This window comes from Bacteroidales bacterium (assembly GCA_014860585.1).
Lineage (GTDB): Bacteria > Bacteroidota > Bacteroidia > Bacteroidales > 4484-276 > RZYY01.
This window is the reverse complement of record JACZJL010000035.1, coordinates 1-22939: the sequence shown is the minus strand read 5'-3', so window position 1 is coordinate 22939 and position 22939 is coordinate 1. Positions and strand designations below refer to the sequence as shown.

Here is a 22939-nt window from a genome sequence, read left to right as displayed (position 1 = left end):
ATAAAAAAGCAAAACAATTTTAAAATCAACGAATAACTGTGATTTTTTGCATTAAGGTCTTGTTACCGATCCGCCCTGAAATGATATAAAGCCCGGGTTCAAGATCAGAAACATCGAAAGTGACCGTGTGCATTCCAGGTTCGTATTGCATATCTCCTATCCGTTTAATTACCTGCCCTAATTGGTTGTGTAAAAAAACATCTGCCTGTTCGCTGAAAAAAAGTTGAAACTCCATCGTGCCTTGATTGAGGACAGGGTTTGGATAAATATTAATTTCAGTCAGAGGTTCAAATTCCGGAACAGCTACTGTTCCACCAACATCAAACTGGGCTTTGGCCATACTTCCAAAGGCAGTGCCGGAAATGATCTGACTGCTTGATCCATAATAAAGTACAAAAAATCCGGGAGCCTGGATGCCGTCACCTCCCGAATCATAAATGGTAAAGAGGTAGCAGCCGTTGCTGGTGAAGTTCATGGTTTCGTTCATCACCATACCCGGATTGACATAGGGACCACCACTAAAAACAACATCGCCATTCATATCTTTTACATCCCAGGTAATCTCCTCCGGATTGTCATCGAGTTTGATCATTAGTTTCACTTCTGTGGGTGTGGCAATTGCCGAATTGAAATTGTAAATGATCGTGTTGTTTTTAACATATTGATCAGCACTGCCATTCGGATTTTGCAATGTGATATCAAGCTGATTCTGAGGCATCACCGAAAAAATAATATCTGGAAGTACAACGACTTCCGTTTGTAAAAAACTTAAATTGCCTGTCCAACTGAACGTTTCGGTTGAAGCGCCGTTCACTGAGTAAACGATGTCAGCAGAAGTTAGTGGACTGGAACCGTAATTGGTAATGGTGACCGCCGGGGAGTAAATACCGGAGCAATTGGTTGTTGTAAGATTGGTAAGCCCATAAATAGCTGCATCGGTGCTAAAAAAAGCTGCAAACATTTCTGGTTCGCTGTTACCTGCCTGCTGCACATTCTTTGTTGCATTTTGCTGAATAAAGCCAACTACCCCCAGTTCGTCCATATCATAGATATTTGCCAGTTTCCATGATTCCCTGAGGATGATGTAATCTCCAGCCTCCCAGGTGGTGGGAAGCGCAGTCCCCAGATGGTTGGGCAGCATTTTCTTCATCACATCATGAAAAGTCTTTTCACCATTTGATCCGGGAGCGGTAGCAAAGTTGATCGTTTTCTCAATCACCGCAATGTGTGCCCTGAAATTCCCATCGATATTTTGTGCGGCACTGATTCTCATCACAACGTGAATGGAATCTTCGGCTGGGGAAAGGTAGTGGTAAATATCAATTCCAAAAGGTGAGGGTATTGCATGGTGCTGATCGATCAGTGCCTGTGTGAACCCGCTAGGGGCGCCCGGATAGCCAAATCCTCCACCAGATGGTATACCGCCATCAATTACGGCAGTAGGAACTCCGTTAATTCCATAAAAAGCAACCCTGCCGTTATTTTCCACAACGTTGTGAAGGTGCATGGGATCATAACCAGGGAAATACCAATGGTATTTAATAGCAGTTATTTTGTCCCTGTTCTGGTTAAGCAATGCGTCAAAAGCAGGATTTTGATTTGCACATGGTGTGCATGAAGCATTTGTTCCTTCTTCGATCAGAACCAGTCGCTGCGTTTGTGCATTTACGCCTGAAATAAAGAGTAAACAGATTAAAACGAGTAAGTTAAGTTTTAGCATAGCAGTTTTGGATGTTGAAGTAATTAATGAATAAATTTAAGTATGCAAATGTATAAATATTATCCTACAGGAATTGAATTTCGCTTAAAAATTCAAAAAGTCAGGATTTGATGTTTACAACCTAAACTCAATTCAATCCGCTAAATAATGGGTTGTTTGAACAAGCTGACAACCAAAAATTGACATTTTTTATGTTTTCAGGTTGGCATTAATGTTTACTTTTGCTCCTTACAACCAAAAACAGGTATTCGGAAATAAGCTACTTTTGCACGTTTTTTCCGAATTAAAAAATAATACCATCAAAAACTTGAAAACGCTACGAATATGTCTATAAAATCGAAATCATCAGACTTGCGGCGCAGAATGCGCGATGCACTGCAGGGAGGCGGAACGCAGGCTATTGAAAAGCAGAAGGGGACGGGAAAACTCACCGCACGCGAACGAATCCAGGCATTACTTGATCCGAAATCATTTCACGAATATGATCTGTTTGTTGAGCACGCAGGGAAAGATTTTGACATGGATAAGAAGTACCTTCCCGGGGATGGTGTTGTTACCGGAACCGGTTCAATAAGCGGCCACCCGGTGTGCATTTATGCACAGGATTTCACGGTTGCCGGAGGGTCGCTGGGTTTCATGCACGCCAAAAAAATCACAAAGATCATGGATCACGCCATGAAGTTGAAAGTACCAATCATCGGGATCAACGATTCAGGAGGCGCACGTATCCAGGAAGGGGTCAACTCACTGGCCGGTTACGGGGACATTTTTTACCGCAACACACAGGCTTCTGGCGTCATTCCTCAAATATCAGTAATTCTTGGCCCTTGTGCCGGGGGTGCAGTCTATTCGCCTGCGCTCACTGATTTTGTTTTTGTCGTGGATAAAATATCGAAAATGTTCATTACCGGTCCTGAGGTGATCAAAACAGTGCTTGGTGAGGATATTTCGATGGAAGAACTTGGAGGGGCACGTGTGCATGCCGAGATCACAGGTAATGCTCATTTTTTCTCCGAAAGCGAACAGGAATGTTTTGACCAGATCAAGCAACTGGTAAGTTATATCCCCTGGAATAACTTCAAAAAGGCAGATCCATTCCCAAAAAAGAATCCTAAATCCCGTAAATACAAGATTGATGATATCATGCCCGCTGATTCAAAGCAGCCCTATGACGTGAGGGATGTAATCAGGGCCATTGTGGATGATTCGGATTTCTTCGAAATACAGGAACTTTTTGCAGCTAACATTGTCATTGGCTTTGCCCGTCTCGAAGGGCAAACTGTCGGTTTTGTCGCCAATCAGCCATTGGTGCTGGCCGGAGTGCTCGATGTGGATTCATCCAACAAAGCTGCCCGTTTTATCCGCTATTGCAACGCCTTTAACATCCCGCTTTGTACCCTTGTTGACTTACCTGGTTACCTTCCGGGTATCGAACAGGAACATGCAGGAGTTATCCGTCATGGGGCAAAAATTTTATATGCCTATTCAGAGGCCACAGTTCCCAAAATTACATTAATCATGCGTAAAGCTTATGGTGGTGGTTACATTGCTATGTGCTCGCACCACCTGAAAGCTGACTTTGTTTTTGCATGGCCAACTGCCGAAATTGCTGTGATGGGACCGGAAGGTGCTGCCAATATAATTTTCAGGAAAGAAATCACGACAGCCGAAAATCCTGATGAAATGCGAAAACAGAAAATTAAAGAATACAAGAAGAAATTTGCTAATCCCTACGTGGCAGCTGCTTACGGCTATATTGACGCAGTCATTGAACCGGCCGAAACACGTCATTTCCTGATTCATGCACTCGAAATTTCGAACAACAAGTCCGAGATCGTTCCACAAAAAAAACATGGAATACCGCCTTTCTAAACCCTGTCCCAGAAGTAATCTTTTGATCGTTCAGGCAAGATAAATGGTTAAGAAATAAATTAAAGTAAACTTTTAATTGAAAAACTATGGATCCGGAACAACCCAACAAATATCATTCGTTCATTCTTGATGATGTCAAATATCGGACTACATTCACCAAAAAGTACGAAAACCGAATACAATATAAACCGCCCGATCCCAAAAAGATCACAGCTTTCATCCCCGGCACTATCCGTAAGGTTTTCATCAAGCAGGGATCACGCGTAAAACATAATGACAAACTGCTGATCCTCGAAGCAATGAAAATGAAAAACATCCTCCTTGCTCCCTGTGATGGTAAAGTAAAAACATTACTTGTTAAAGAAGGCAGTGTAGTTGCCAAGAAGGAACTGCTGATTGTACTTGAGTAGATAGGGGAATGGCATTTTCAGGGATGACTGCCCGTTTTTCATGATTCAGGCTAATGACTTGTTTGAACACGACGATCTGCGAATCACCAATGTATAATTATTCTGGGGTTCTTTGCTCATGCCTGGCGTAGCTCAGCGGCAAAAAGAGGTCTAACCGGTAAGAACCATTGGGGTTTAAACTGAGAAACGCAAAGCTGTAACATGGTAACCAATCTATTTATTCCATCCATAACACAGAAAACAGGCAGAGTTCAACTGAACAATGCAACTACCAGATCCTTGTTTTCTGTCCTTATTTTCAAGCCATACTCGCAAACACCTTATTATTATGTTCCACAAAACTTAGAATTTCATCCCTTCCCAATGCGGTTTTTGCTGATGAAATAAAAACCGGAGGGAGCGATTCCCAAGAATTCAGTAACTCTTTTTGATAGGTATCAATATTTCTGGTTGCTTCATCGGGTTTTAATTTATCGTGCTTTGTGAAGATGATGGCCATTGGAAGTTCTGACTCGCCAAATCTGCTGATCACCTCAAGGTCATTATTTTGCGGTGGAATTCGCAGATCTACAAGGATAAAAGTATAAACCAAATTCACCCTGTTGGTCAGATATTCGCCAATCATCTTTTTCCATTTCTCCCGACTGGTTTTCGACCTCTTTGCATAACCGTAACCCGGCAAATCAACCAGGTACCATTCATCATCAACAAGAAAATGATTGATCGTTTGTGTTTTACCGGGCTGCACCGATATTTTTGCCAGCCCCTTCCGGTTACAAAGCATGTTGATCAGCGAGGATTTTCCAACATTAGAGCGGCCAATGAATGCATACTCTGGTAGTGTGGCAGGCGGACATTTTTGATAATCTGTATTACTGATGACAAATGTTGCTTTTTTAATTTCCATGATGAATCGGGGGGGCTGTAAATAAGTGAGGTATTGGTGTTGACGAGCTGTATATCATAAACATCCTTCAGAACCTCGATTGAAACTGTATTTGATTTCTTTTCACTGCTTTTCTGTTTATACGGGTTACCGTATCTCTTTTTATTACTTTTCACCAACCGGATTCCTGTTTCTTTCCAGTTGCTCCGGAGTGCCCCGAAAACATCAAGCTTACATTCCGGCAATATGTCTTTCCTTCTTCTCATCGAAGATATCCGGAATCCTTATCATAATGCCGGTTTCTTCTACGTTGCCAAAGGATTTGTTAATAGAAGTTCCAAAAGTCTTCATGGTTGCTGACAGGTTCATGTAGGCATTCACAAGTGGGGGAATATTTTCGTTTTGCTTCCTGACAAATTGCTGCAGGGCTTTGTAATTCTCAGCATAACAGTCCCTGTCGAAAATTGCTTCAAAAAAGTGAGGATCTGTTTTAAGTTCAAGGGGTTCATAAGGAAAAACCAACCTGTCGGGATCTGGGAAAAATTTGTTCAAGAAATATAATATGGCTTCCCGTGCAAGTAAATCTGAACTTGGGTACATGGTGATCTTCCCAAAAAAGTACTGCACATCAGGGTTATTCTTAATTAAAGCTCCAAGCCCGTCCCAAAGGTTATCGAGTGAGTAAATGCCCAGTCTTGGATTCTTTGATGGCTGGTAATCGGGTTGAACGAAAGAGCGTCCCAGTTCGATGGTAGTTGGAAGGTAATCCTGGACAAATCTTTCTGATAGGTGAAAAAGTTTTGATGTTGGGGTTTTTACTTTTCCCAGGTTGTCAATGGTAAGTTTTCTGCCATGTATGAACCGGTAACCGCCAATGATTTCAAGCTTTTCAGGATCCCATACAATGAGCTGCTCAAAAGGATTATCACCTAAATCGTAACTGTCGATGTCAGTAACATCTCCTGTGCCCCCACCAGCCTCACGGAATGAAATTTCGCGCAGTCTGCCTATTTCCTGCATCAGGTTGGGTGAGTTGTTGCTATTAAAGATAAAAATCTTGTTACGACCAAAGTTTGTGTTCCTCACAAACCTTTCATCCGTCAATTCATCCAGCAGTAGTTTTCTGTCAACTTTCGGAATAATGTTCTTCATTTTTTCTGCATTTACAACTGAAATACCGTGAGTTACTCATTCGATAACGGGATCTTCACCCCGACCGATGGCATACACATGCGCTTTGATCAGTTCGGCCCATTGTGTATGCGTGTATCGCTTGTCAAAAGTCTTTACCGGTATAGGTTTGCCAAAAGTAATCTTTATTATTTTATCCTTTTGTTTGAACATCTCATCCACAAGGTAAAGCATCTCGATGTTAGATTTAATCCTGAACCTTCCGCGCCATTTTGCAAGATTATAAAAGAAATTCGTGTTTCGTCCGCTGATATGAACCGGGATGATGTCCCTTTGGTACTGTATTGCTTTTGAAAGGAAAGTTTTTTTCCAGTCCAGGTCAATAATCTTTCCGTTCTGTTTTCGCGACACCAACCCGGCCGGGAAATAGAGCAGCAATTTTCCGGAGGCAAAGGTCTCATTGAAAAGCCTGATATTATCAGCATTACTGCCATGTTTATTGATAGGTATGAACAGTTCCTTTAAGTTTGGAAGGTGCATCAAAAGGTCGTTTACAGGAAAAAGGAAGTCTTTTCGCACCTTACCGATTTCACGCATCAACGCCATGCCATCAAGGCCGCCCAGAGGATGGTTGGCTGCAATCAGGTATCTGCCCTGTGCAGGCAAACTTTCAAGCCCACTGGTATGTACAATCACACCAAAATTATTGAGTATGGCGTCAAGGAAATCAAACCCGTACAGGTCGCGGTAGTCATAAAGGGCTTTGTTAAGCTCATCCTGGTGAATAACCCGCTTGAGGTATGAAAACACAAAACCCGGAATAAACCTTGTCAAACGGGGGTTTTTCTCAAAAAATACCTTCTCAAGGTTGATGAATTCCCTGGAGATCGTTTCTTGATGATCGCTGTTTTGAGAGCTTTCCATACTTTTCATATCAGAAAAACGAGCAAATTTAAAATTAATCATCATGATCGCACAAAAAAATCTTCAACAACCCCTGAAAATGTTATTTTTAAAGACTTTTGATCCTTAAAATTGTCATTCAACCAACTCCTTACATTGTAAGTTTTTCCCTAAAATGCAGTGATGCATCTCTTTTTTGTATGATATTGATTATGATCAATAAAGCGATTTTGATGTTCAATTTGCATTTCATTCTGATTACCTGGCTCGATAAATTGGAGATAAATCTACAAATTTTCTGAATTTTTAAATATTGTATTAGAACTCAATGATAGCAAGACATTGAGGTCGATTAAAATAAATATTTGGTGGAGATTAGTGGAAAAAAGTTATTAACAGTGGAAATTTGTGGGAGAAATTAATTACTTTTGGCGGTAAATTTTTTAATCCCAAAACTGTGTTCACATCCACTTACGAATGTAAAGTTGACGATAAAGGAAGGCTGACACTTCCGGGAAAGCTCAAAAATGAGTTGCTCCCGGTATTGGCTGAAGGATTTATCCTTAAGCGAAGCGTTTTCAGTCCCTGTCTTGAACTGTGGCCAAAGCCGGAGTGGGATAAAAAGCTTGCAAAGATCAATGAACTCACCCGTTTCACACGTAAGAACGCGAAAGTTGTAAGATCATTCCTTGCCGGGGTCAAAACCATAGAATTGGATGCTACAGGAAGGATAAACATCCCGAACGATCTGATGTCTTTTGCCGGAATTGACAAAACTGTGGTCATTGCGTCACAAATCAGCATCATCGAGATTTGGGATAAAGACAAATACGAACGCGAGGTTGAAGTGGAGAACGACGAGGATTTTGCACAATTGGTCGAGGAGGTTTTGGGTGGTTTGGAAACCGATCAAAATCAATAGCCATGTATCACCAGCCGGTCATGCTCAGCGAGTGTATTGAAGGTCTGCAGATCAATTCCGGAGGCACCTACGTGGATGTGACCTATGGAGGAGGAGGTCATTCCCTGGCGATCCTTCAGAAATTAGACCAGGGGCGGTTGCTGGCTTTCGATCAGGATCAGGATGCAATGGCCAACAAGATTGATGATGAGCGATTGATACTGATAAATCATAACTTCAGATACTTGAAACAGTTTTTGAAATATTACAATGCATTGCCTGTTGATGGCATCCTGGCCGATCTCGGCGTGAGCTCGCATCAGTTTGACAACCGTGAGCGCGGGTTTTCAATCCGTTTTGGTGGTGAACTTGATCTGCGGATGAATCGCCGTCAGAAGATTTCGGCTCAGACCATTGTAAATAATTACCCTGAGGAAGAACTGACGTCGCTGCTCAGAAACTATGGAGAATTATCCAATTCGAGAGCAATTGCTTCAGCTATAGTTAAAGCGAGGAGGGAGGGGAAAATCAGGTATTTTGAAGAATTGAGGGATGCAATCAGTCATTTTGCTCCAAAAAATCAGGAGAATAAATTTTACGCCAAAGTGATGCAGGCGTTTCGTATTGAAGTGAACCAGGAGTTAGAAGCCCTGAAAGAGATGCTTTTGCAAACTGCTGTGGTGTTAAATAAAGGAGGCAGGCTGGTAGTGATCTCCTACCATTCGCTCGAGGACCGATTGGTGAAGAATTTCATCAAAACCGGGAACTTTGAAGGAGAAGTGAAAAAGGATTTTTATGGGAATAAATCTACACTTTTTAAAAACCTGACCAATAAGCCGCTAACACCTTCTTTCAATGAAACAGAGTTGAATAGTCGCTCTCGCAGCGCCAAACTAAGAATTGCTGAAAAACTTTAATCCCCCTTATTAAAATGAATAAGCAAGCCAATTCATACAAATCTGAAGAAAGCCAGCCTAAGAGCCAGAAGACCAGAGTTGCGACCCGGCAGATGCAATCTTTTCTTGATGGATCTTTTTTGGCAAAAGGAAGTTTTGCCAGTTTCATCCCCTTTATCATTTTTCTGGCAGTGCTTGGCCTCATTTACATAAAGAACAATTACACAGCCGAACGCAACATCAGGGTATTAAACAAACTGAACCAGGAACTGATCGAACTGCATTACGATTATATCCAGATGAAGTCGGTTGTAAACCTCAAAACACAACCTTCAACCCTTGAAGGTGAGTTGGAGACTTTTGGAATTAAGCGATTGGAAAGACCACCCACAAAACTTTTTATTGAACCCTAAAAAATTTAGTCATGAAAAAACAACAGGAAAAACCACAGAAAGTGGACACAGGCCCCGGCAAGAGTGTCATGGGGAGGCTTTATTTTGTATATGTTCTCATGTTGGTTTTTGCAATGGCCATTGTGTTACGTGCAGCCCAACTTCAATTGTTTGAAGCGCCAAAGCTCAACATAATCGCTGAACAACATGAATTTCGTTTCGATGATAATATTGAAGCCATGAGGGGAAGCATTTACTCAAATGATGGCCGCCTGATGGCCACCTCCATTCCTGTTTTTCAGGTCAGGATGGATGTTTCTTCTCCACACATTGATGATCAGCTGTTCAACGACAGTGTAACCTGGCTTGCTCTTGGGCTATCCAAAATGTTCGGCGACATGACCAACTGGGAGTACAAACAAAAGCTGAATGAGGCACGGAATAAAGGAAATCGTTTCCTGTTAATCCAAAACAATGTAACCTTTGACCAGCTTACTCAATTGCAGAAGCTGCCGATTTTCAACCGCGGTAAACACCGTGGCGGAATGATCGCGATCCGGTCGGCGCGCCGCGAATATCCATTTGACATGCTGGCAAAAAGAACCATCGGTTACTACAAAGACCACCCGGTGGACTCATTAAAAGTTGTGGTTGGTCTCGAAGGGCAATTCAATGAATATCTGCAAGGCACGAAAGGCCGGCAGTTGATGCAGCGTATGGCTTTTGGTGCATGGAAACCTATTCCGCATGAAAACAATATCGAGCCGATCAACGGAAAAGATATTTACACCACTATCGACAGCTATTTGCAGGATGTTGCACATAACTCGCTGCTAAATCATCTGAAAATGCATGATGCTGAGAAAGGGACTGTGGTTCTGATGGATGTGGAAACCGGCGAAATACGGGCAATTGTAAATCTGATGCTCGACCCTAAAGACGGACAATACAAGGAAATATACAACATGGCTGTCGGGGAGCTGTTCGAGCCGGGTTCCACATTTAAACTCCCTTCGATGATGGTAGCCATGGAGGATGGCGTTATGAACAAAGTTGACTCGGTATACATCGGCGCCGGTTATACTACCTTCAATAACAGGGAAATGAAGGATTCACACAAAATTGACCCCGACGGTTGGCTCACACCGGAAGAATGCCTGGTGTTTTCATCAAATGTTGGCGTTTCACGGATCATTTATGATCATTACAACGGCAAAAACCAGGTTTTTTATAAAGGACTTACGGATATGTTTCCACCTGAGAAGACAGGTATTGATATCCCGGGTGAGGCCACACCCTTTATCAAGAACCCGCTTATGAAAGATAACCGCAACTACTGGTCGGCTGTAACTTTACCCTGGATGTCAATAGGTTATGAGGTGTTGCTTACTCCTTTACAGATGCTCACCTTTTATAATGCCGTAGCAAATCATGGGAAAATGGTAAAACCGATGATTGTCAAAGAAATCAGGGAAGGTGGAAATATCGTAAAAACCTTTAAACCTGAAGTGGTTAAAAAGTCGATCTGCTCTGAAACAACGATAGCAATGGCACGAAGTTATCTTGAAGCTACCGTTGAACGGGGTACGGCCAGGAATGTCAGCAATGCAGACTATAAAATTGCCGGAAAAACCGGCACTGCTAAAATTAATGAAGGGGGAAGGTATATCAGTAAATATAATGCATCATTTATTGGGTACTTCCCTGCCGATGATCCGCAACTTTCGTGCATAGTGGTCATTTACAAACCAAACCAGGGAGCATATTATGCTTCTCAGGTTGCAGCGCCGGTTTTTAAAGAGATCGCCGACATGGTGTATGCATTTGAGTACGACATTGACCCGCAGAACAAAAACGATTACATTGCACATTCCACAGGGTTTACAGCCCCGCATAAGGAAATTCCAGAAAACCTGGGTGCTGAATATGCCGACCTCATGAATACGGGGCATAACCATCCGCTGAGCGAGGAATCCAGGCCGGATTCTATCCCCGATGTTTCTGGTCTTGGAGCTAGGGATGCTGTTTACCTGCTTGAAAATATGGGGCTGGTAGTCAAGATAAACGGAAAAGGGCTGGTGAAAAAGCAATCGCTGGCGCCAGGGTATTTGTACAAAACAGGTGATCATATTTACTTAACCCTCGAAATCTGATGTTAGGATGAAAAAGCATCTTGCTGACATAATAAGAGGAATTGATGTGCAAAAGGTCGAAGGTACAACCGATCTGTTTGTCAGCAATCTGGTATTTGATTCTAGGCAAGCCGGAGTTGGAGATCTGTTTGTGGCCGTGAAAGGAACACATGTTGATGGTCACCGTTTTATTACTGAAGTGACAGATAAAGGTGTTACCGCTGTAATATGCCAGGATTTCCCTTCCGAAAATTCACCGAATATCACTTATATCAAAGTGTCAAACAGCGCTTTAGCATTGGCTAAAGCAGCCTCAGCATTCTACGATCATCCATCCCATAAACTGAAAGTTGTTGGTGTTACGGGGACAAATGGCAAGACCAGTACAGTGTTTTTTCTTTACAACCTATTTAAGTCATTGGGCTACAAAGCCGGATTGCTTTCGACGATCGAAAACCTTATTGGAGAGGAACACATCGTCTCGACCCACACTACCGCTGATGCTATTCAGATCAGTAAAAACCTAAGTAAAATGGTTGAACAGGGCTGTGATTACTGCTTCATGGAAATGAGCTCACATGCCATCGACCAGGATCGGGTTAGCGGGTTGAAAATACATGGTGCAGTTTTTACCAACATCACCCACGACCACCTGGATTACCATCTGACTTTTGACAAATACATCGAAGCCAAAAAGAAACTCTTTGATCAGTTGCCATCAGATGCTTTTGCGCTTGTAAATGTTGACGACCGCAATGGTATGATTATGCTTCAAAATACGGCTGCACGCAAAATGACGTATAGTTTGAAAAGCCCATCAGATTTCAAAGCAAAAATCATCGAAAACCGCTTTGAAGGATTACAACTGAATATTGATAACCATGAGTTGTGGTGCCGGCTGGTAGGTAATTTTAATGCTTATAACCTGATGGCTGTTTATGCTGTTGCCCGGATTGAAGGGTTTTTACCCGAAGAGGTTCTGCCTGAGCTGAGCAGGCTTTCGCCGGTTGAAGGACGTTTTCAGGTGATTCATTCAAAAGCCGGAATCACAGCCATTGTTGATTATGCGCACACTCCGGATGCATTAAAGAATGTGTTGCAAACCATCAATGCAGTGCGCCCCGGAAATGAGCACCTCATCACGATCATCGGCGCCGGCGGGGATCGCGACAAATTAAAAAGGCCAATCCTTGCCAGGGTTGCCTGTCAGCTAAGCGACCGCGTCATTTTAACATCCGACAATCCGCGCAGCGAAGCTCCCGAAGCCATCATTGCCGATATGGAGGCTGGATTGGACATCGCTGTGAAACGCAAAGCCATCAAAATTACCGACCGGCGTGAAGCCATCAAAACTGCTGTGATGATTTCACTTAAAGGGGATATCATTTTGGTTGCGGGAAAAGGACATGAAACCTACCAGGAAATCAATGGCGTGAAACACCATTTTGACGACAGGAAAATTTTAAATGAATATCTGAATCATAATTTAACAACCACCGACTGATGCTCTATCATTTGTTTGGATATCTTGACAGGATTTATGACTTTCCGGGGGCGGGGCTGTTCCAGTACATCTCGTTCCGGTCGGGAATGGCAGTGATCACTTCGTTGGTGATTTCGCTGCTGTTCGGAAAGAAGCTGATCAATTATCTGAAAAAAATGCAGGTGGGCGAAACCATCCGCGACCTGGGTCTTGAAGGACAGATGGAAAAACAGGGAACCCCAACAATGGGAGGATTGATCATTCTTGGCGCCATCCTGGTCCCGACCCTGCTGTTTGCTGATTTGACCAATATTTATGTGATTATCATTCTTGTTACTACGATCTGGTTGGGTTTTATCGGGTTTGTCGATGATTACATCAAGGTATTCAGGAAAGATAAAAAAGGGCTGGCCGGACGGTTTAAAATACTTGGACAGGTGATGCTTGGGCTCTTTGTCGGTTCAATGATGTATTTCAGCCCTCAGATAGTCATCAGGGAAAAGACCACGGATATTTCATTTATTAATTCTGTTGAAATGGCAGAGAACTTACAAGTCAGCGAAACAACTCAGAATTTGTACTTGGCGAATAACATAAAATCAACCAAAAGCACCATTCCGTTTGTTAAAAACAATGAATTCGATTATGCGATTTTTCTTTCTTGGCTTGGTGAAGGTTATCAGCACTGGGCTTTCCTGATATTTATACCTTTTGTCATCTTGATCATCACAGCTGTTTCCAATGGCGCGAACCTTACGGACGGCATGGATGGACTGGCAACCGGTGTGTCGGCTATCATCGGCACTACACTCGCAGTGTTTGCTTACGTTTCGGGTAATATCTTTTTTGCCAGTTATTTAAACATTATGTACATCCCCAACACGGGCGAGCTGGTAATCTTCATTGCTGCTTTTGTCGGGGCCTGTATAGGCTTTCTGTGGTACAATGCCTACCCGGCGCAGGTATTTATGGGCGACACGGGGTCATTGGCTATAGGTGGAATCATCGCCGTTTTTGCCATTATGTTGCGCAAAGAGTTGCTCATCCCTTTGCTATGCGGGATTTTTCTTGCCGAAAGTCTGTCGGTGGTGATGCAGGTGAGCTATTTCAAATACACCAAAAAGAAATTTGGCGCAGGCCGGCGTATATTTAAAATGTCTCCGCTTCATCACCATTACCAGCTGGCAGGGTACTCCGAACCAAAGATTGTCCTCAGGTTTTTTATTGTCGGGATTATGCTGGCCATTTTCACTGTGATAACCTTAAAAATCAGGTAAGGAGGATGAAATTTGGCACAAAGGATCGTAATACTCGGGGGTGGAGAAAGTGGAGCAGGTGCTGCAGTGCTTGCAGTGAAAAAGGGGTATGAAGTTTTTGTTTCGGACAAAGGGGCAATAGCCGAAAAATATAAAAAAGTTCTTTCACAGTTTGATATCAGGTTTGAAGAAGGAAAACATACCGAAGAGCTAATCTTTACGGCTGACGAAATCATCAAAAGCCCGGGCATTCCGGATCAGATGAGCATTGTGGCCAAAGCGACAGGGCTTGGAATTCCGGTGATTTCGGAAATCGAGTTTTCAGGAAGATTTACCAAAGCAAAAAAGATTTGTATTACCGGGAGCAATGGCAAAACTACGACAACGATGCTCACCTGGCACATATTGAAAAATGCCGGCCTGGATGTTGGTTTGGGTGGAAATGTGGGAACCAGCATGGCCATGTTGCTTGCTGATCGCGATTATGATTACCTCGTGCTCGAAATCAGCAGTTTTCAGCTTGATGGGATGTTCGATTTCAAGGCAGACATTGCTGTACTGACAAACATCACTCCGGATCATCTCGACAGGTACCAGGGTAGTTTTGATAATTATGCACGGTCAAAGTTTCGGATCATCAGCAACCAGACAGAAAAGGACGCTTTTATTTATTGCCTGGACGACCCGGAAATCACCTCACGGCTTGAAATTTTTAATCCGAAGGCAATGTGTTATCCTTTTTCCATTCAAACTAAAGATATTTCGCAGGGAGCTTTCTTAGAAGCAGACCCCATTGATTTTGAAAAAAGTAAAATGAACATCATAATAAAATCTGACACCATGAATATGACTTTACAGGAATTGGCACTCACAGGTAAGCACAATGTTTACAACTCGATGGCTGCTGCCATTGGCGCCCGTGTTCTGGATCTTCGCAAGGAATCCATCAGGCAAAGCCTTTCCGATTTTCAGGGTGTGGAGCATCGGCTTGAGTTTGTGGCAACCATCAGGGGGATTGATTTTATCAACGACTCCAAAGCTACCAACATTAACTCTACCTGGTGGGCGCTCGAAAATGCCAGTAAACCGGTGATCTGGATTGCAGGCGGGCAGGATAAGGGAAACGACTATGGTGTGCTGGCCGACATGATCGCTGAAAAAGTAAAAGCCATTATTTGCATTGGTGTTAACAATGAAAAGATCATCCGGGCTTTGGCAAAACTGACCGGCGTTTGCATCGAAGTAACGTCAATGGAAGAAGCAGTTCAGATGGCTTATAAACTGGGAACAAAAGGTGACACCGTGCTCCTTTCACCGGCTTGTGCCAGTTTCGATCGTTTTAAAAACTATGAAGACCGTGGAAACCAATTTAAAAAATCAGTTATAAATCTCTAAATCCCTTAAACCATGAACAGATTTGCAGTGAAAGGAGATAAAGTGATCTGGATGATAGCAATCATATTCTCGATTGCCTCATTGTTGGTCATTTATAGCTCCACCGAGGCGTTGGCCTACCAGAAAAAAACACTGACGGAGGTTTACCTGTTCAAACAGGTAATCATCATGATCTTAGGACTTGGCCTGCTTTTTATCACCCACCATGTCCGTTTTACCTACTACTCACGCATTGGGCAGATCATGCTTGCCATATCGATACCACTGCTTATTGCAACTTTTTTTATCGGTTCCGAACTAAATTCTGCCACCCGAACGCTTAAAGTCAACCTTCCCGGCATAGGCAGCCTGTCATTACAACCATTCGATCTGGCAAAACTGGCATTGATCCTCTACATAGCACGGTTCCTGGCAAAAAGCGATCTCAGGGAAATGCAGATCAAGGAATTCTTTTTAAAAATTGGCCTGCCAATCCTTCTTGTTACAGGCTTTATCGTCCGGTCCAATTTTTCAACATCAGCAATGATTTTTATGGTCAGCATGGTTTTTCTCTATATTGGGAAAGCTAAATTGGCGTATCTTCTCAAATTAGTTGGCGTTGTGATCGCAGGCTTTTTGATGATTTTGATGATTGATTTCCTGATTCCAAAAGTATCCCCCTCGACTGAATTCAGATTTTTGCCCAGGGCTCCTACATGGGGGAACCGCCTGCTATCCTTTGCAGGAGGCGAGGATACCACTGAAGAAATCAACCCCCAGGTGCTGCATTCAAAAATAGCTGTTGCACAAGGCGGTCTGCTGGGTAAAATGCCGGGTAAAAGCACTCAGCGCAACTTTCTGCCTTTGGCTTTTAATGATTATGTTTACGCTATTATCGTCGAAGAGTATGGGTTGATTGGAGGTGTGACGGTGGTCATGCTATTTATGATACTTCTCTTCAGGTCAATAAAAATTGCCCGAAAGTGCAAGGCCAGGTTTGGAAGTTTTCTGGTAGTAGGCATCAGCCTGATGATGGTGACACAGGCCTTGCTCAACATGGCTGTTGCTGTAAATTTGATGCCAATCACCGGTCAACCGCTTCCATTTCTGTCGATGGGAGGCACCTCATTCTGGTTTTCCTGCATCGGCATAGGAATCATTCTTAGCGTGAGCCGGTCAATAGATATTGAAGATGAACCCGAAACTGAACATTTAATCCATGCCACAGCCTAAGATAAAAATATTAATCTCCGGAGGAGGAACGGGCGGACACATTTTTCCGGCCATCGCCATCGCCGATGCCCTGAAGAAAAATATCCCCGGTTGTGATATTTTATTTGTTGGAGCCTTAGGTAAAATGGAAATGGAAAAAGTGCCACAGGCCGGTTATCCTATCGAAGGTCTCTGGATCAGTGGGTTTCAGCGCAGCTTGTCATTGAAAAACCTGTCTTTTCCGTTCAAAGTGATATCGAGCATGATGAAAGCGGGGCGGATCATCCGGAAATTCAAACCCAGCGTGGTTGTAGGTGTGGGTGGATTTGCCAGTGGACCAACCCTTAAAGTGGCGGCTAACCGGCACATTCCGGTTGTAATTCAGGAACAAAATTCATTTCCGGGTATTACCAACAAGCTGCTGGCCAAACATGCCGACAAGATCTGCGTGGCTTATGACGGGCTTGAGCGCTGGTTCCCGGCGGAGAAGATCATTAAAACCGGAAACCCGGTCAGAGAAAGCGTGATAGACATCAAAGGTAAAAAGGATGAGGCTTTCGGATACTTTAACCTCGAAATGGGGAAACCGGTAATCATGATTGTTGGAGGCAGCCAGGGTGCGCGCTCAATCAATGAAAGTGTTGCCGAAAACCTTGAAATGCTCGCAAATGAAGGCCTTCAGGTCATCTGGCAAACAGGTAAACTTTATTTGGAAAGCGCCAAAACAGCCATCAATGCAAGAATTCCTGAAGATTTCCGGAAATATTTTCACATTCACGAGTTCATCACGCGAATGGATTTGGCTTATGCTTCTGCCGATCTTGTGATCTCACGTGCAGGAGCCATAGCCATTTCGGAGCTGAGTGCTGTTGCGATGCCTTGTATTCTTATCCCGTTACCTACTGCGGCAGAGAATCACCAGGCTAAAAATGCGAAAGCTTTGGCTGATAAAGATGCTGCAATTTTACTGGAAGATAAGAATGCCCGTGAGCAACTGGGTAACATTGTATTGGATTTGGTAAATGATCAGAACAAGCGTAACCTGTTGGCCTCGAACATCATAAAATTCGCAGTACCAGGTTCAGCACAAAAAATTGCTGATGAAATAATTAAATTGATAAAAGTTTAAAATGGACTATACCAGGTATTCACATATTTTCATGATTGGTATCGGCGGCATCGGGATGAGCGCACTGGCCAGGTATTTCCATCATAGCGGAATCCCTGTTTCCGGTTACGACCGGACTCGTACCCATCTTACTTCTGAGCTCGAACAAGAAGGAATACCTGTGATTTACAGTGATACTCCCGGTGCTATTGATCCGATTTTTAAAAATCCCGACACAGCACTTATTATTTTCACACCAGCCATAAAAGCTGACAATCAAATCCTGCGCTATTTTACCGAAAAAGGTTTTAAAATCAGCAAACGCGCTGAAATTCTGGGTGAAATTGCAAGCCGGTATAAAACAATTGCAGTATCGGGTACACACGGGAAAACCTCTACATCGACGGCAATAGCCCACCTGCTCAATCAGTCGGTTGTTGGTTGTACCGCACTGCTTGGCGGTATTTCAAAGAACTACAAAACCAATTTTCTTTTCTCAAGAACTTCTGAGTTAATGGTTACTGAGGCCGATGAGTTCGACCGTTCATTTTTAAATTTGAAGCCTTACATGGCGGTCATCACTGCCGTAGATGCCGATCATTTGGACATTTACGGCACTGCAAATGAATTAGTCAGAGCCTACGATGATTTTGCCGGGCAGATTGATCCTGAAGGAATACTGCTGGTAAAAATTGGTTTGCCTTTGAATCTGTCTAAAATTCCGGTAGAAAGAATATATAGTTACTCGTTTGACGATCTGAACGCCGACATTTACGCCCGACACATCGAGGTGGATGAACACAAAATGCAATTTGACCTGGTTACCCCTGACGGAACGATTGACGAACTTACGATGAAACCAACCGGCATTGTCAACATCGAAAATGCGGTGGCTGCTTCATTTTTAGCTCTGCAGGCCGGGCTCAGCGAAGCAGAAATCAGAAGCGGGCTGACAACTTTCGAAGGTGTTCGAAGACGTTTCGACCTGCAGTTTAACAACGGGATGATCGTTTACATTGACGATTATGCCCATCACCCCGAGGAGATTAATGCGTTGATCCGGTCGGTAAAATCTGTTTTTCCATTTAAAAAAATCACCGGCATCTTCCAGCCACATCTCTATAGCAGGACCCGCGATTTTGCTGATGGTTTTGCCGATAGTCTCAGTCAGTTGGATGAAGTCATCCTTACCGACATTTACCCCGCACGCGAAAAACCCATCGAGGGAGTGAGTTCAACCATGATTTTCAATAAAATAGGTCATCATCACAAAAGTCTGATGCAGAAGGAACAAGTTCCCTACTATTTGTTGCATCACGATTTTGAGGTGGTACTGACCATCGGCGCCGGCGACATTGATACCCTTGTGGAGCCGATGCTCGAAATGATTAATCGTAAAACCTCAAAACAAGAATTGCCATGAAAAAAATATTAATCATCACCGTTTGGATTGTCATTTTTGCCGGAATTATGGTTATTTTCGGCTTTGCGGTGGCAGAGCAGAAAAAAGTGACCTGTACCGGCGCTGTTATCATCCTGGAGGACAACAATCAACAGGAATTTATTAATGAACAGGATATTCTGAAAATTATCCAGCAGCTTTATAATCCTTTGGAGGGCCGCTACCTCGACAGCATCAACACCGGAAAGATTGCAGAAACACTGAACAACAACCCATACATCCGCGAAGCAGAGGTAATAAAATCACTTACCGGACAAATTAAAGTGGAGTTGAGCCGAAGTGAAGCACTGGTGAGGGTAGTAAATCAAAAGGGGGACAATTTTTACTTGGGTACAGAGGGCGAAGTGATGCCAATAAGCAAGACCTTCATCCCAAAAATATTGGTTGCCAACGGCTATATTCCTGATATACCTGACCCCGGCGCCAAACTGAGATACAAAGGGCTGAACAACCCGATACAAGCCAAATCCATCTTACCACAAATTCAATACCTGGCTGGAAAGCTCGCTGCACATTCTGTATTCAGGCACAGCATCGAACAGATATTTGTCAATCAGCTTGAAGAAATCGAATTGGTTCCATCCACCGGTGACCATATCATCCTGATTGGAAATGTGAGTGATTTGGATCACAAACTCGAAAACCTACTTGCCTACTACCAGGCTGGAATGCCTAAACTAGACACAACAGAGCATTATAATGTGATTGATTTGAAATATAAAGATCAGGTGGTTTGTAAAAATACAATACAATGAATACATCAAACATCGTAGTCGGACTCGACATTGGAACAACCAAAATAGCCGCCATCGTTGGAAGACGTTCGGAATATGGCAAAATAGAAATCCTGGGATATGGACGCACCGAATCCATCGGTGTGAAACGCGGGATGGTCTCAAACATTGAACTAACCGTGGAATCCATCCGCAGGGCGGTGCAGGAGGCCGAGGCCACATCAGAAGTTGAGATCAGATATGTGAATGTCGGAATCGCCGGACAGCACATAAAAAGCCTGCAACACCGGGGAGGGCTTATTCGTCAGAAAAGTGATGTTGAGATCAGCCAGGGAGACATTGATACATTGTGGCAAAGTATGTTCAACCTAAACATGAACCCGGGTGAAGAGATCATTGATGTAATTCCGCAGGATTACATCATCGACAACGAGCAGGGTATCCGCGAACCTATAGGTATGCTTGGCAACTCACTCGAAGCCAATTTCCACATCATCATCGGGCAAACCACTGCAGCCAAAAACATTTATAAATGCGTTACAAAAGCAGGGTTGGAGGTTGTTGACCTTATCCTCGAGCCTATCGCATCCTCACATGCAGTGCTAAGCGATGAGGAAAAGGAAGCTGGTGTTGTCCTTGTGGATATTGGCGGTGGAACCACCGACCTGGCCATTTTTCAGGATGGAATCATCCGTCATACGGCGGTCATTCCGTTTGGTGGGGATGTGCTTACAGAAGATGTGAAAGAAGGTTGTTCCATCATCCGAAAACACGCCGAAGAGTTGAAGGTAAAGTTTGGATCAGCCCTTGCCAACGAAAACAAAGATGAAGAGATAGTGGCCATTCCCGGGCTGCGCGGCCGACCACCAAAAGAGATCAGCCTGAAGAACCTGGCCAGCATCATCCAGGCGCGTATGGAAGAGATCATTGAACACATCTACTACGAAATAAAAAATTCGGGATACGAAAAAAAACTGATTGCCGGTATCGTACTAACCGGCGGTGGCGCACTGCTCAGGCATGTTGCACAACTCACAGAGTTTATGACCGGGATGGATACACGGATAGGTTACCCCAACGAATACCTGGCCGGTGATGTTCCCGATGAAATGGCAAGCCCGATGCATGCAACCGGAATCGGACTCGTGCTTGAAGGTGTGAATCGCCTTGAGAGACAACTGGAACGCGAAGAAAAAGTGCCTGGCGATGGACCAAATTCAAAAACAAAAAAAACAGAAAAAGCGGAAAAAAAAGCCCGTAAACCTGTCAGTTTTTTGAAAAAAATCCAGGATTTTTTCGAAAATGACCAGGAATAAGAAACATAAATACAACAATAAAAACTTAAAAGAAGCAAAACTATGAATGACATGTTAGTATTCGATGCTCCAAAGCAAAGGGCATCAATAATCAAAGTTCTCGGCGTGGGTGGCGGCGGAAGCAATGCTGTTACACACATGTTCAAACAGGGAATCAAGGGTGTTGATTTCATTATCTGCAACACCGACTCACAGGCCATGGATATCAGTCCGGTACCAAACAAAATCCAGCTTGGAAGCAAAGGACTGGGAGCGGGGTCGATTCCTGATGTTGGCCGTGTTTCAGCCGAAGAAAACATCGAGGACATCAAAAATTCGCTGGAATCAAATACCAAAATGTTGTTCATCACTGCAGGGATGGGCGGGGGTACCGGTACCGGCGCAGCGCCTGTGATTGCGCAGCTTGCCCGTGAAATGGGTATTCTCACCGTGGCTATCGTAACGCTCCCTTTCAACTTTGAAGGCCGTAAAAGACGCCTTCAGGCTGAAAAAGGGATTGAAGAACTAAAACAACATGTGGACACGTTACTGCTTATCAGTAATGAAAAACTCAGGGAGATACACGGAAACCTGAAACTCTCCGAAGCTTTTGGGCGTGCCGACGACATTCTGACCATTGCTGCCAAAGGTATCGCTGAATTGGTGACGGTGACAGGCTATATCAACGTTGACTTTGAAGACGTGAAAACCGTAATGCAAAACAGCGGCACAGCTATCATGGGTTCCGCGTTGGCCGAAGGCCCCGACCGTGCAAGAACTGCCGTCAGAGAGGCACTTTCCTCTCCATTGCTCAACGACAACAAGATTATTGGAGCAAGCAACATTTTACTTTACATCTCATCGGGCAAGGAAGAAATTACTTTTGACGAGGTGACCGAAATTACCGACTATATCCAGGAGGAAGCTGGCCAAAGTGCTGAAGTAATATGGGGTAACGGGTACGATGAAACATTGGGTGATAAAATAAGTATCACCCTCATTGCCACAGGTTTTAAATCACCGGATGAAATTGATGAAAACACCCTTAATCGCGAGAAAAGGAAAAAGATTTACAGTCTTGGCGATAGTCTGCCAACTGCGAATGAGAAAAAAGTGGCTGCTGAACCAGAGCCAAAGCAGCAGACCCAAACTGAAACTATTGAGGAAATCACTTTTGTCGGTGTAAAAGAAACCACTGCTATCACCGAAATTACCCTCATTAAACCAGAGTCAAAAGAGAACAAGGAAGATGACCCCAACACCTCGGAAGAGCCTCAGGAGTTCGACCTTGGCTTATTCGAAAAAATGGAAAAATCCACCCAGGATGCAACGGCTGGAAATGGCAATCTTAGCCAGCACGTCCCGGTCAGACCATTCAGCGAAGGCCCACTTAAAAATTCATCGCTTAAAATCAAACACACTGTTGGGGACTTGATTCCACTCAATCAGCAGCCAGCAGGAAATGATGAGAATCGGATGCAAAAAAGCCTGATGGACAAAAAGGCTGGCGATCGTGTTGAGAAGCTTAAAAGCTTGAGTCTTTTATCAAATAAAGTGATGGATAAAATTGAAGAGATGGAAAAGGTACCAGCCTATCAACGTCGCAATGTTCAGCTTAACCCTGTGATTTCTTCAGCAGAACCTGCAATAACCCGCTACACGCTTGGGGAAGATGATCAGGATAATGCGGAGATCAAATCGAATGATATCCCTTTTCTCCACAATAAACCTGATTGATCCGGCATTAGTAAACGAATTAAATCATTGATTTA

General features: G+C 43.6%; 19 protein-coding genes. 15 read left to right on the top strand and 4 right to left on the bottom strand.

From position 1 onward, the window contains the following. Positions 1-25: 25 nt before the first annotated feature. A complete protein-coding gene (locus IH598_04490; GenBank protein ID MBE0637756.1) occupies positions 26-1720 on the bottom strand; it encodes a T9SS type A sorting domain-containing protein in 1695 nt (564 codons plus the stop codon). Between the two features lie 324 nt (positions 1721-2044). On the opposite strand from IH598_04490, the gene IH598_04485 reads away from it, so the two are divergent. After that, positions 2045-3592, top strand: coding sequence for an acyl-CoA carboxylase subunit beta (locus IH598_04485; GenBank protein MBE0637755.1), 1548 nt, complete (start codon positions 2045-2047; stop codon positions 3590-3592). A gap of 86 nt (positions 3593-3678) precedes the next feature. Next, positions 3679-4002: an acetyl-CoA carboxylase biotin carboxyl carrier protein subunit gene (locus tag IH598_04480; protein MBE0637754.1), complete on the top strand. Its 324-nt coding sequence runs from the start codon at positions 3679-3681 to the stop codon at positions 4000-4002. 298 nt (positions 4003-4300) lie between these two features. Here the strand turns inward: IH598_04480 and IH598_04475 are convergent, their stop codons facing one another. From IH598_04475 to IH598_04465, 3 genes are all read right to left on the bottom strand, one after another. After that, complete coding sequence (locus IH598_04475; protein ID MBE0637753.1) at positions 4301-4909, bottom strand: YihA family ribosome biogenesis GTP-binding protein; 609 nt, start codon at positions 4907-4909, stop codon at positions 4301-4303. Positions 4910-5119: 210 nt separating this feature from the next. Continuing rightward, positions 5120-6040 carry a GNAT family N-acetyltransferase gene (locus IH598_04470; protein ID MBE0637752.1) on the bottom strand — a complete coding sequence of 307 codons (921 nt, stop codon included), beginning with the start codon at positions 6038-6040 and terminating at the stop codon, positions 5120-5122. A gap of 36 nt (positions 6041-6076) precedes the next feature. Then, on the bottom strand, positions 6077-6943 hold the full coding sequence (locus IH598_04465; protein ID MBE0637751.1) for a 1-acyl-sn-glycerol-3-phosphate acyltransferase: 867 nt from the start codon (positions 6941-6943) through the stop codon (positions 6077-6079). 436 nt (positions 6944-7379) lie between these two features. Between IH598_04465 and mraZ the strand changes: the two genes are divergently transcribed. The 13 genes from mraZ to ftsZ are packed head-to-tail and all read left to right on the top strand — an operon-like array spanning position 7380 to position 22904. Then, positions 7380-7844 (top strand): division/cell wall cluster transcriptional repressor MraZ, encoded by a 465-nt coding sequence (gene mraZ / locus IH598_04460; GenBank protein MBE0637750.1) that lies wholly within the window; start codon positions 7380-7382, stop codon positions 7842-7844. A gap of 2 nt (positions 7845-7846) precedes the next feature. Next, positions 7847-8740, top strand: a complete 894-nt coding sequence (gene rsmH, locus IH598_04455) for a 16S rRNA (cytosine(1402)-N(4))-methyltransferase RsmH (protein ID MBE0637749.1) — start codon at positions 7847-7849, stop codon at positions 8738-8740. A 14-nt stretch (positions 8741-8754) separates the two neighbouring features. Further along, positions 8755-9132, top strand: a complete 378-nt coding sequence (locus IH598_04450; protein MBE0637748.1) for a hypothetical protein — start codon at positions 8755-8757, stop codon at positions 9130-9132. A gap of 11 nt (positions 9133-9143) precedes the next feature. Further along, positions 9144-11264: a transpeptidase family protein gene (locus tag IH598_04445; protein ID MBE0637747.1), complete on the top strand. Its 2121-nt coding sequence runs from the start codon at positions 9144-9146 to the stop codon at positions 11262-11264. Between the two features lie 7 nt (positions 11265-11271). Beyond that, positions 11272-12747 carry a UDP-N-acetylmuramoyl-L-alanyl-D-glutamate--2,6-diaminopimelate ligase gene (locus IH598_04440; protein ID MBE0637746.1) on the top strand — a complete coding sequence of 492 codons (1476 nt, stop codon included), beginning with the start codon at positions 11272-11274 and terminating at the stop codon, positions 12745-12747. Then, complete coding sequence (locus IH598_04435) at positions 12747-14003, top strand: phospho-N-acetylmuramoyl-pentapeptide-transferase (protein ID MBE0637745.1); 1257 nt, start codon at positions 12747-12749, stop codon at positions 14001-14003. Before IH598_04440 ends, IH598_04435 begins: the two co-directional genes overlap by 1 nt. 12 nt (positions 14004-14015) lie before the next feature. Then, positions 14016-15377 carry a UDP-N-acetylmuramoyl-L-alanine--D-glutamate ligase gene (gene murD / locus IH598_04430; protein ID MBE0637744.1) on the top strand — a complete coding sequence of 454 codons (1362 nt, stop codon included), beginning with the start codon at positions 14016-14018 and terminating at the stop codon, positions 15375-15377. Between the two features lie 12 nt (positions 15378-15389). After that, positions 15390-16589 (top strand): FtsW/RodA/SpoVE family cell cycle protein, encoded by a 1200-nt coding sequence (locus tag IH598_04425; protein MBE0637743.1) that lies wholly within the window; start codon positions 15390-15392, stop codon positions 16587-16589. Next, positions 16576-17697 (top strand): undecaprenyldiphospho-muramoylpentapeptide beta-N-acetylglucosaminyltransferase, encoded by a 1122-nt coding sequence (gene murG / locus IH598_04420; GenBank protein MBE0637742.1) that lies wholly within the window; start codon positions 16576-16578, stop codon positions 17695-17697. Before IH598_04425 ends, murG begins: the two co-directional genes overlap by 14 nt. 1 nt (position 17698) lies before the next feature. Next, on the top strand, positions 17699-19099 hold the full coding sequence (locus IH598_04415) for a UDP-N-acetylmuramate--L-alanine ligase (GenBank protein ID MBE0637741.1): 1401 nt from the start codon (positions 17699-17701) through the stop codon (positions 19097-19099). Beyond that, on the top strand, positions 19096-19893 hold the full coding sequence (locus IH598_04410; GenBank protein ID MBE0637740.1) for a hypothetical protein: 798 nt from the start codon (positions 19096-19098) through the stop codon (positions 19891-19893). Before IH598_04415 ends, IH598_04410 begins: the two co-directional genes overlap by 4 nt. Next, on the top strand, positions 19890-21188 hold the full coding sequence (ftsA, locus tag IH598_04405) for a cell division protein FtsA (GenBank protein MBE0637739.1): 1299 nt from the start codon (positions 19890-19892) through the stop codon (positions 21186-21188). Before IH598_04410 ends, ftsA begins: the two co-directional genes overlap by 4 nt. A gap of 51 nt (positions 21189-21239) precedes the next feature. Further along, a complete protein-coding gene (gene ftsZ, locus IH598_04400) occupies positions 21240-22904 on the top strand; it encodes a cell division protein FtsZ (protein MBE0637738.1) in 1665 nt (554 codons plus the stop codon). The last annotated feature ends 35 nt before the right edge of the window (positions 22905-22939 follow it).

What these genes read in the sequence shown, in the direction of transcription:
- IH598_04440 (MBE0637746.1), top strand. Translation starts at nt 11,272, where the DNA reads ATGAAAAAGCATCTTGCTGACATAATAAGAGGAATTGATGTGCAAAAG.
- IH598_04415 (MBE0637741.1), top strand. Translation starts at nt 17,699, where the DNA reads ATGGACTATACCAGGTATTCACATATTTTCATGATTGGTATCGGCGGC.
- IH598_04425 (MBE0637743.1), top strand. Translation starts at nt 15,390, where the DNA reads ATGAACAGATTTGCAGTGAAAGGAGATAAAGTGATCTGGATGATAGCA.
- IH598_04470 (MBE0637752.1), bottom strand. Translation starts at nt 6,040, where the DNA reads ATGAAGAACATTATTCCGAAAGTTGACAGAAAACTACTGCTGGATGAA.
- rsmH (MBE0637749.1), top strand. Translation starts at nt 7,847, where the DNA reads ATGTATCACCAGCCGGTCATGCTCAGCGAGTGTATTGAAGGTCTGCAG.
- ftsZ (MBE0637738.1), top strand. Translation starts at nt 21,240, where the DNA reads ATGTTAGTATTCGATGCTCCAAAGCAAAGGGCATCAATAATCAAAGTT.
- ftsA (MBE0637739.1), top strand. Translation starts at nt 19,890, where the DNA reads ATGAATACATCAAACATCGTAGTCGGACTCGACATTGGAACAACCAAA.
- IH598_04450 (MBE0637748.1), top strand. Translation starts at nt 8,755, where the DNA reads ATGAATAAGCAAGCCAATTCATACAAATCTGAAGAAAGCCAGCCTAAG.
- murG (MBE0637742.1), top strand. Translation starts at nt 16,576, where the DNA reads ATGCCACAGCCTAAGATAAAAATATTAATCTCCGGAGGAGGAACGGGC.
- IH598_04475 (MBE0637753.1), bottom strand. Translation starts at nt 4,909, where the DNA reads ATGGAAATTAAAAAAGCAACATTTGTCATCAGTAATACAGATTATCAA.
- IH598_04485 (MBE0637755.1), top strand. Translation starts at nt 2,045, where the DNA reads ATGTCTATAAAATCGAAATCATCAGACTTGCGGCGCAGAATGCGCGAT.
- IH598_04445 (MBE0637747.1), top strand. Translation starts at nt 9,144, where the DNA reads ATGAAAAAACAACAGGAAAAACCACAGAAAGTGGACACAGGCCCCGGC.
- IH598_04410 (MBE0637740.1), top strand. Translation starts at nt 19,096, where the DNA reads ATGAAAAAAATATTAATCATCACCGTTTGGATTGTCATTTTTGCCGGA.
- IH598_04480 (MBE0637754.1), top strand. Translation starts at nt 3,679, where the DNA reads ATGGATCCGGAACAACCCAACAAATATCATTCGTTCATTCTTGATGAT.
- IH598_04490 (MBE0637756.1), bottom strand. Translation starts at nt 1,720, where the DNA reads ATGCTAAAACTTAACTTACTCGTTTTAATCTGTTTACTCTTTATTTCA.
- IH598_04465 (MBE0637751.1), bottom strand. Translation starts at nt 6,943, where the DNA reads ATGGAAAGCTCTCAAAACAGCGATCATCAAGAAACGATCTCCAGGGAA.
- IH598_04435 (MBE0637745.1), top strand. Translation starts at nt 12,747, where the DNA reads ATGCTCTATCATTTGTTTGGATATCTTGACAGGATTTATGACTTTCCG.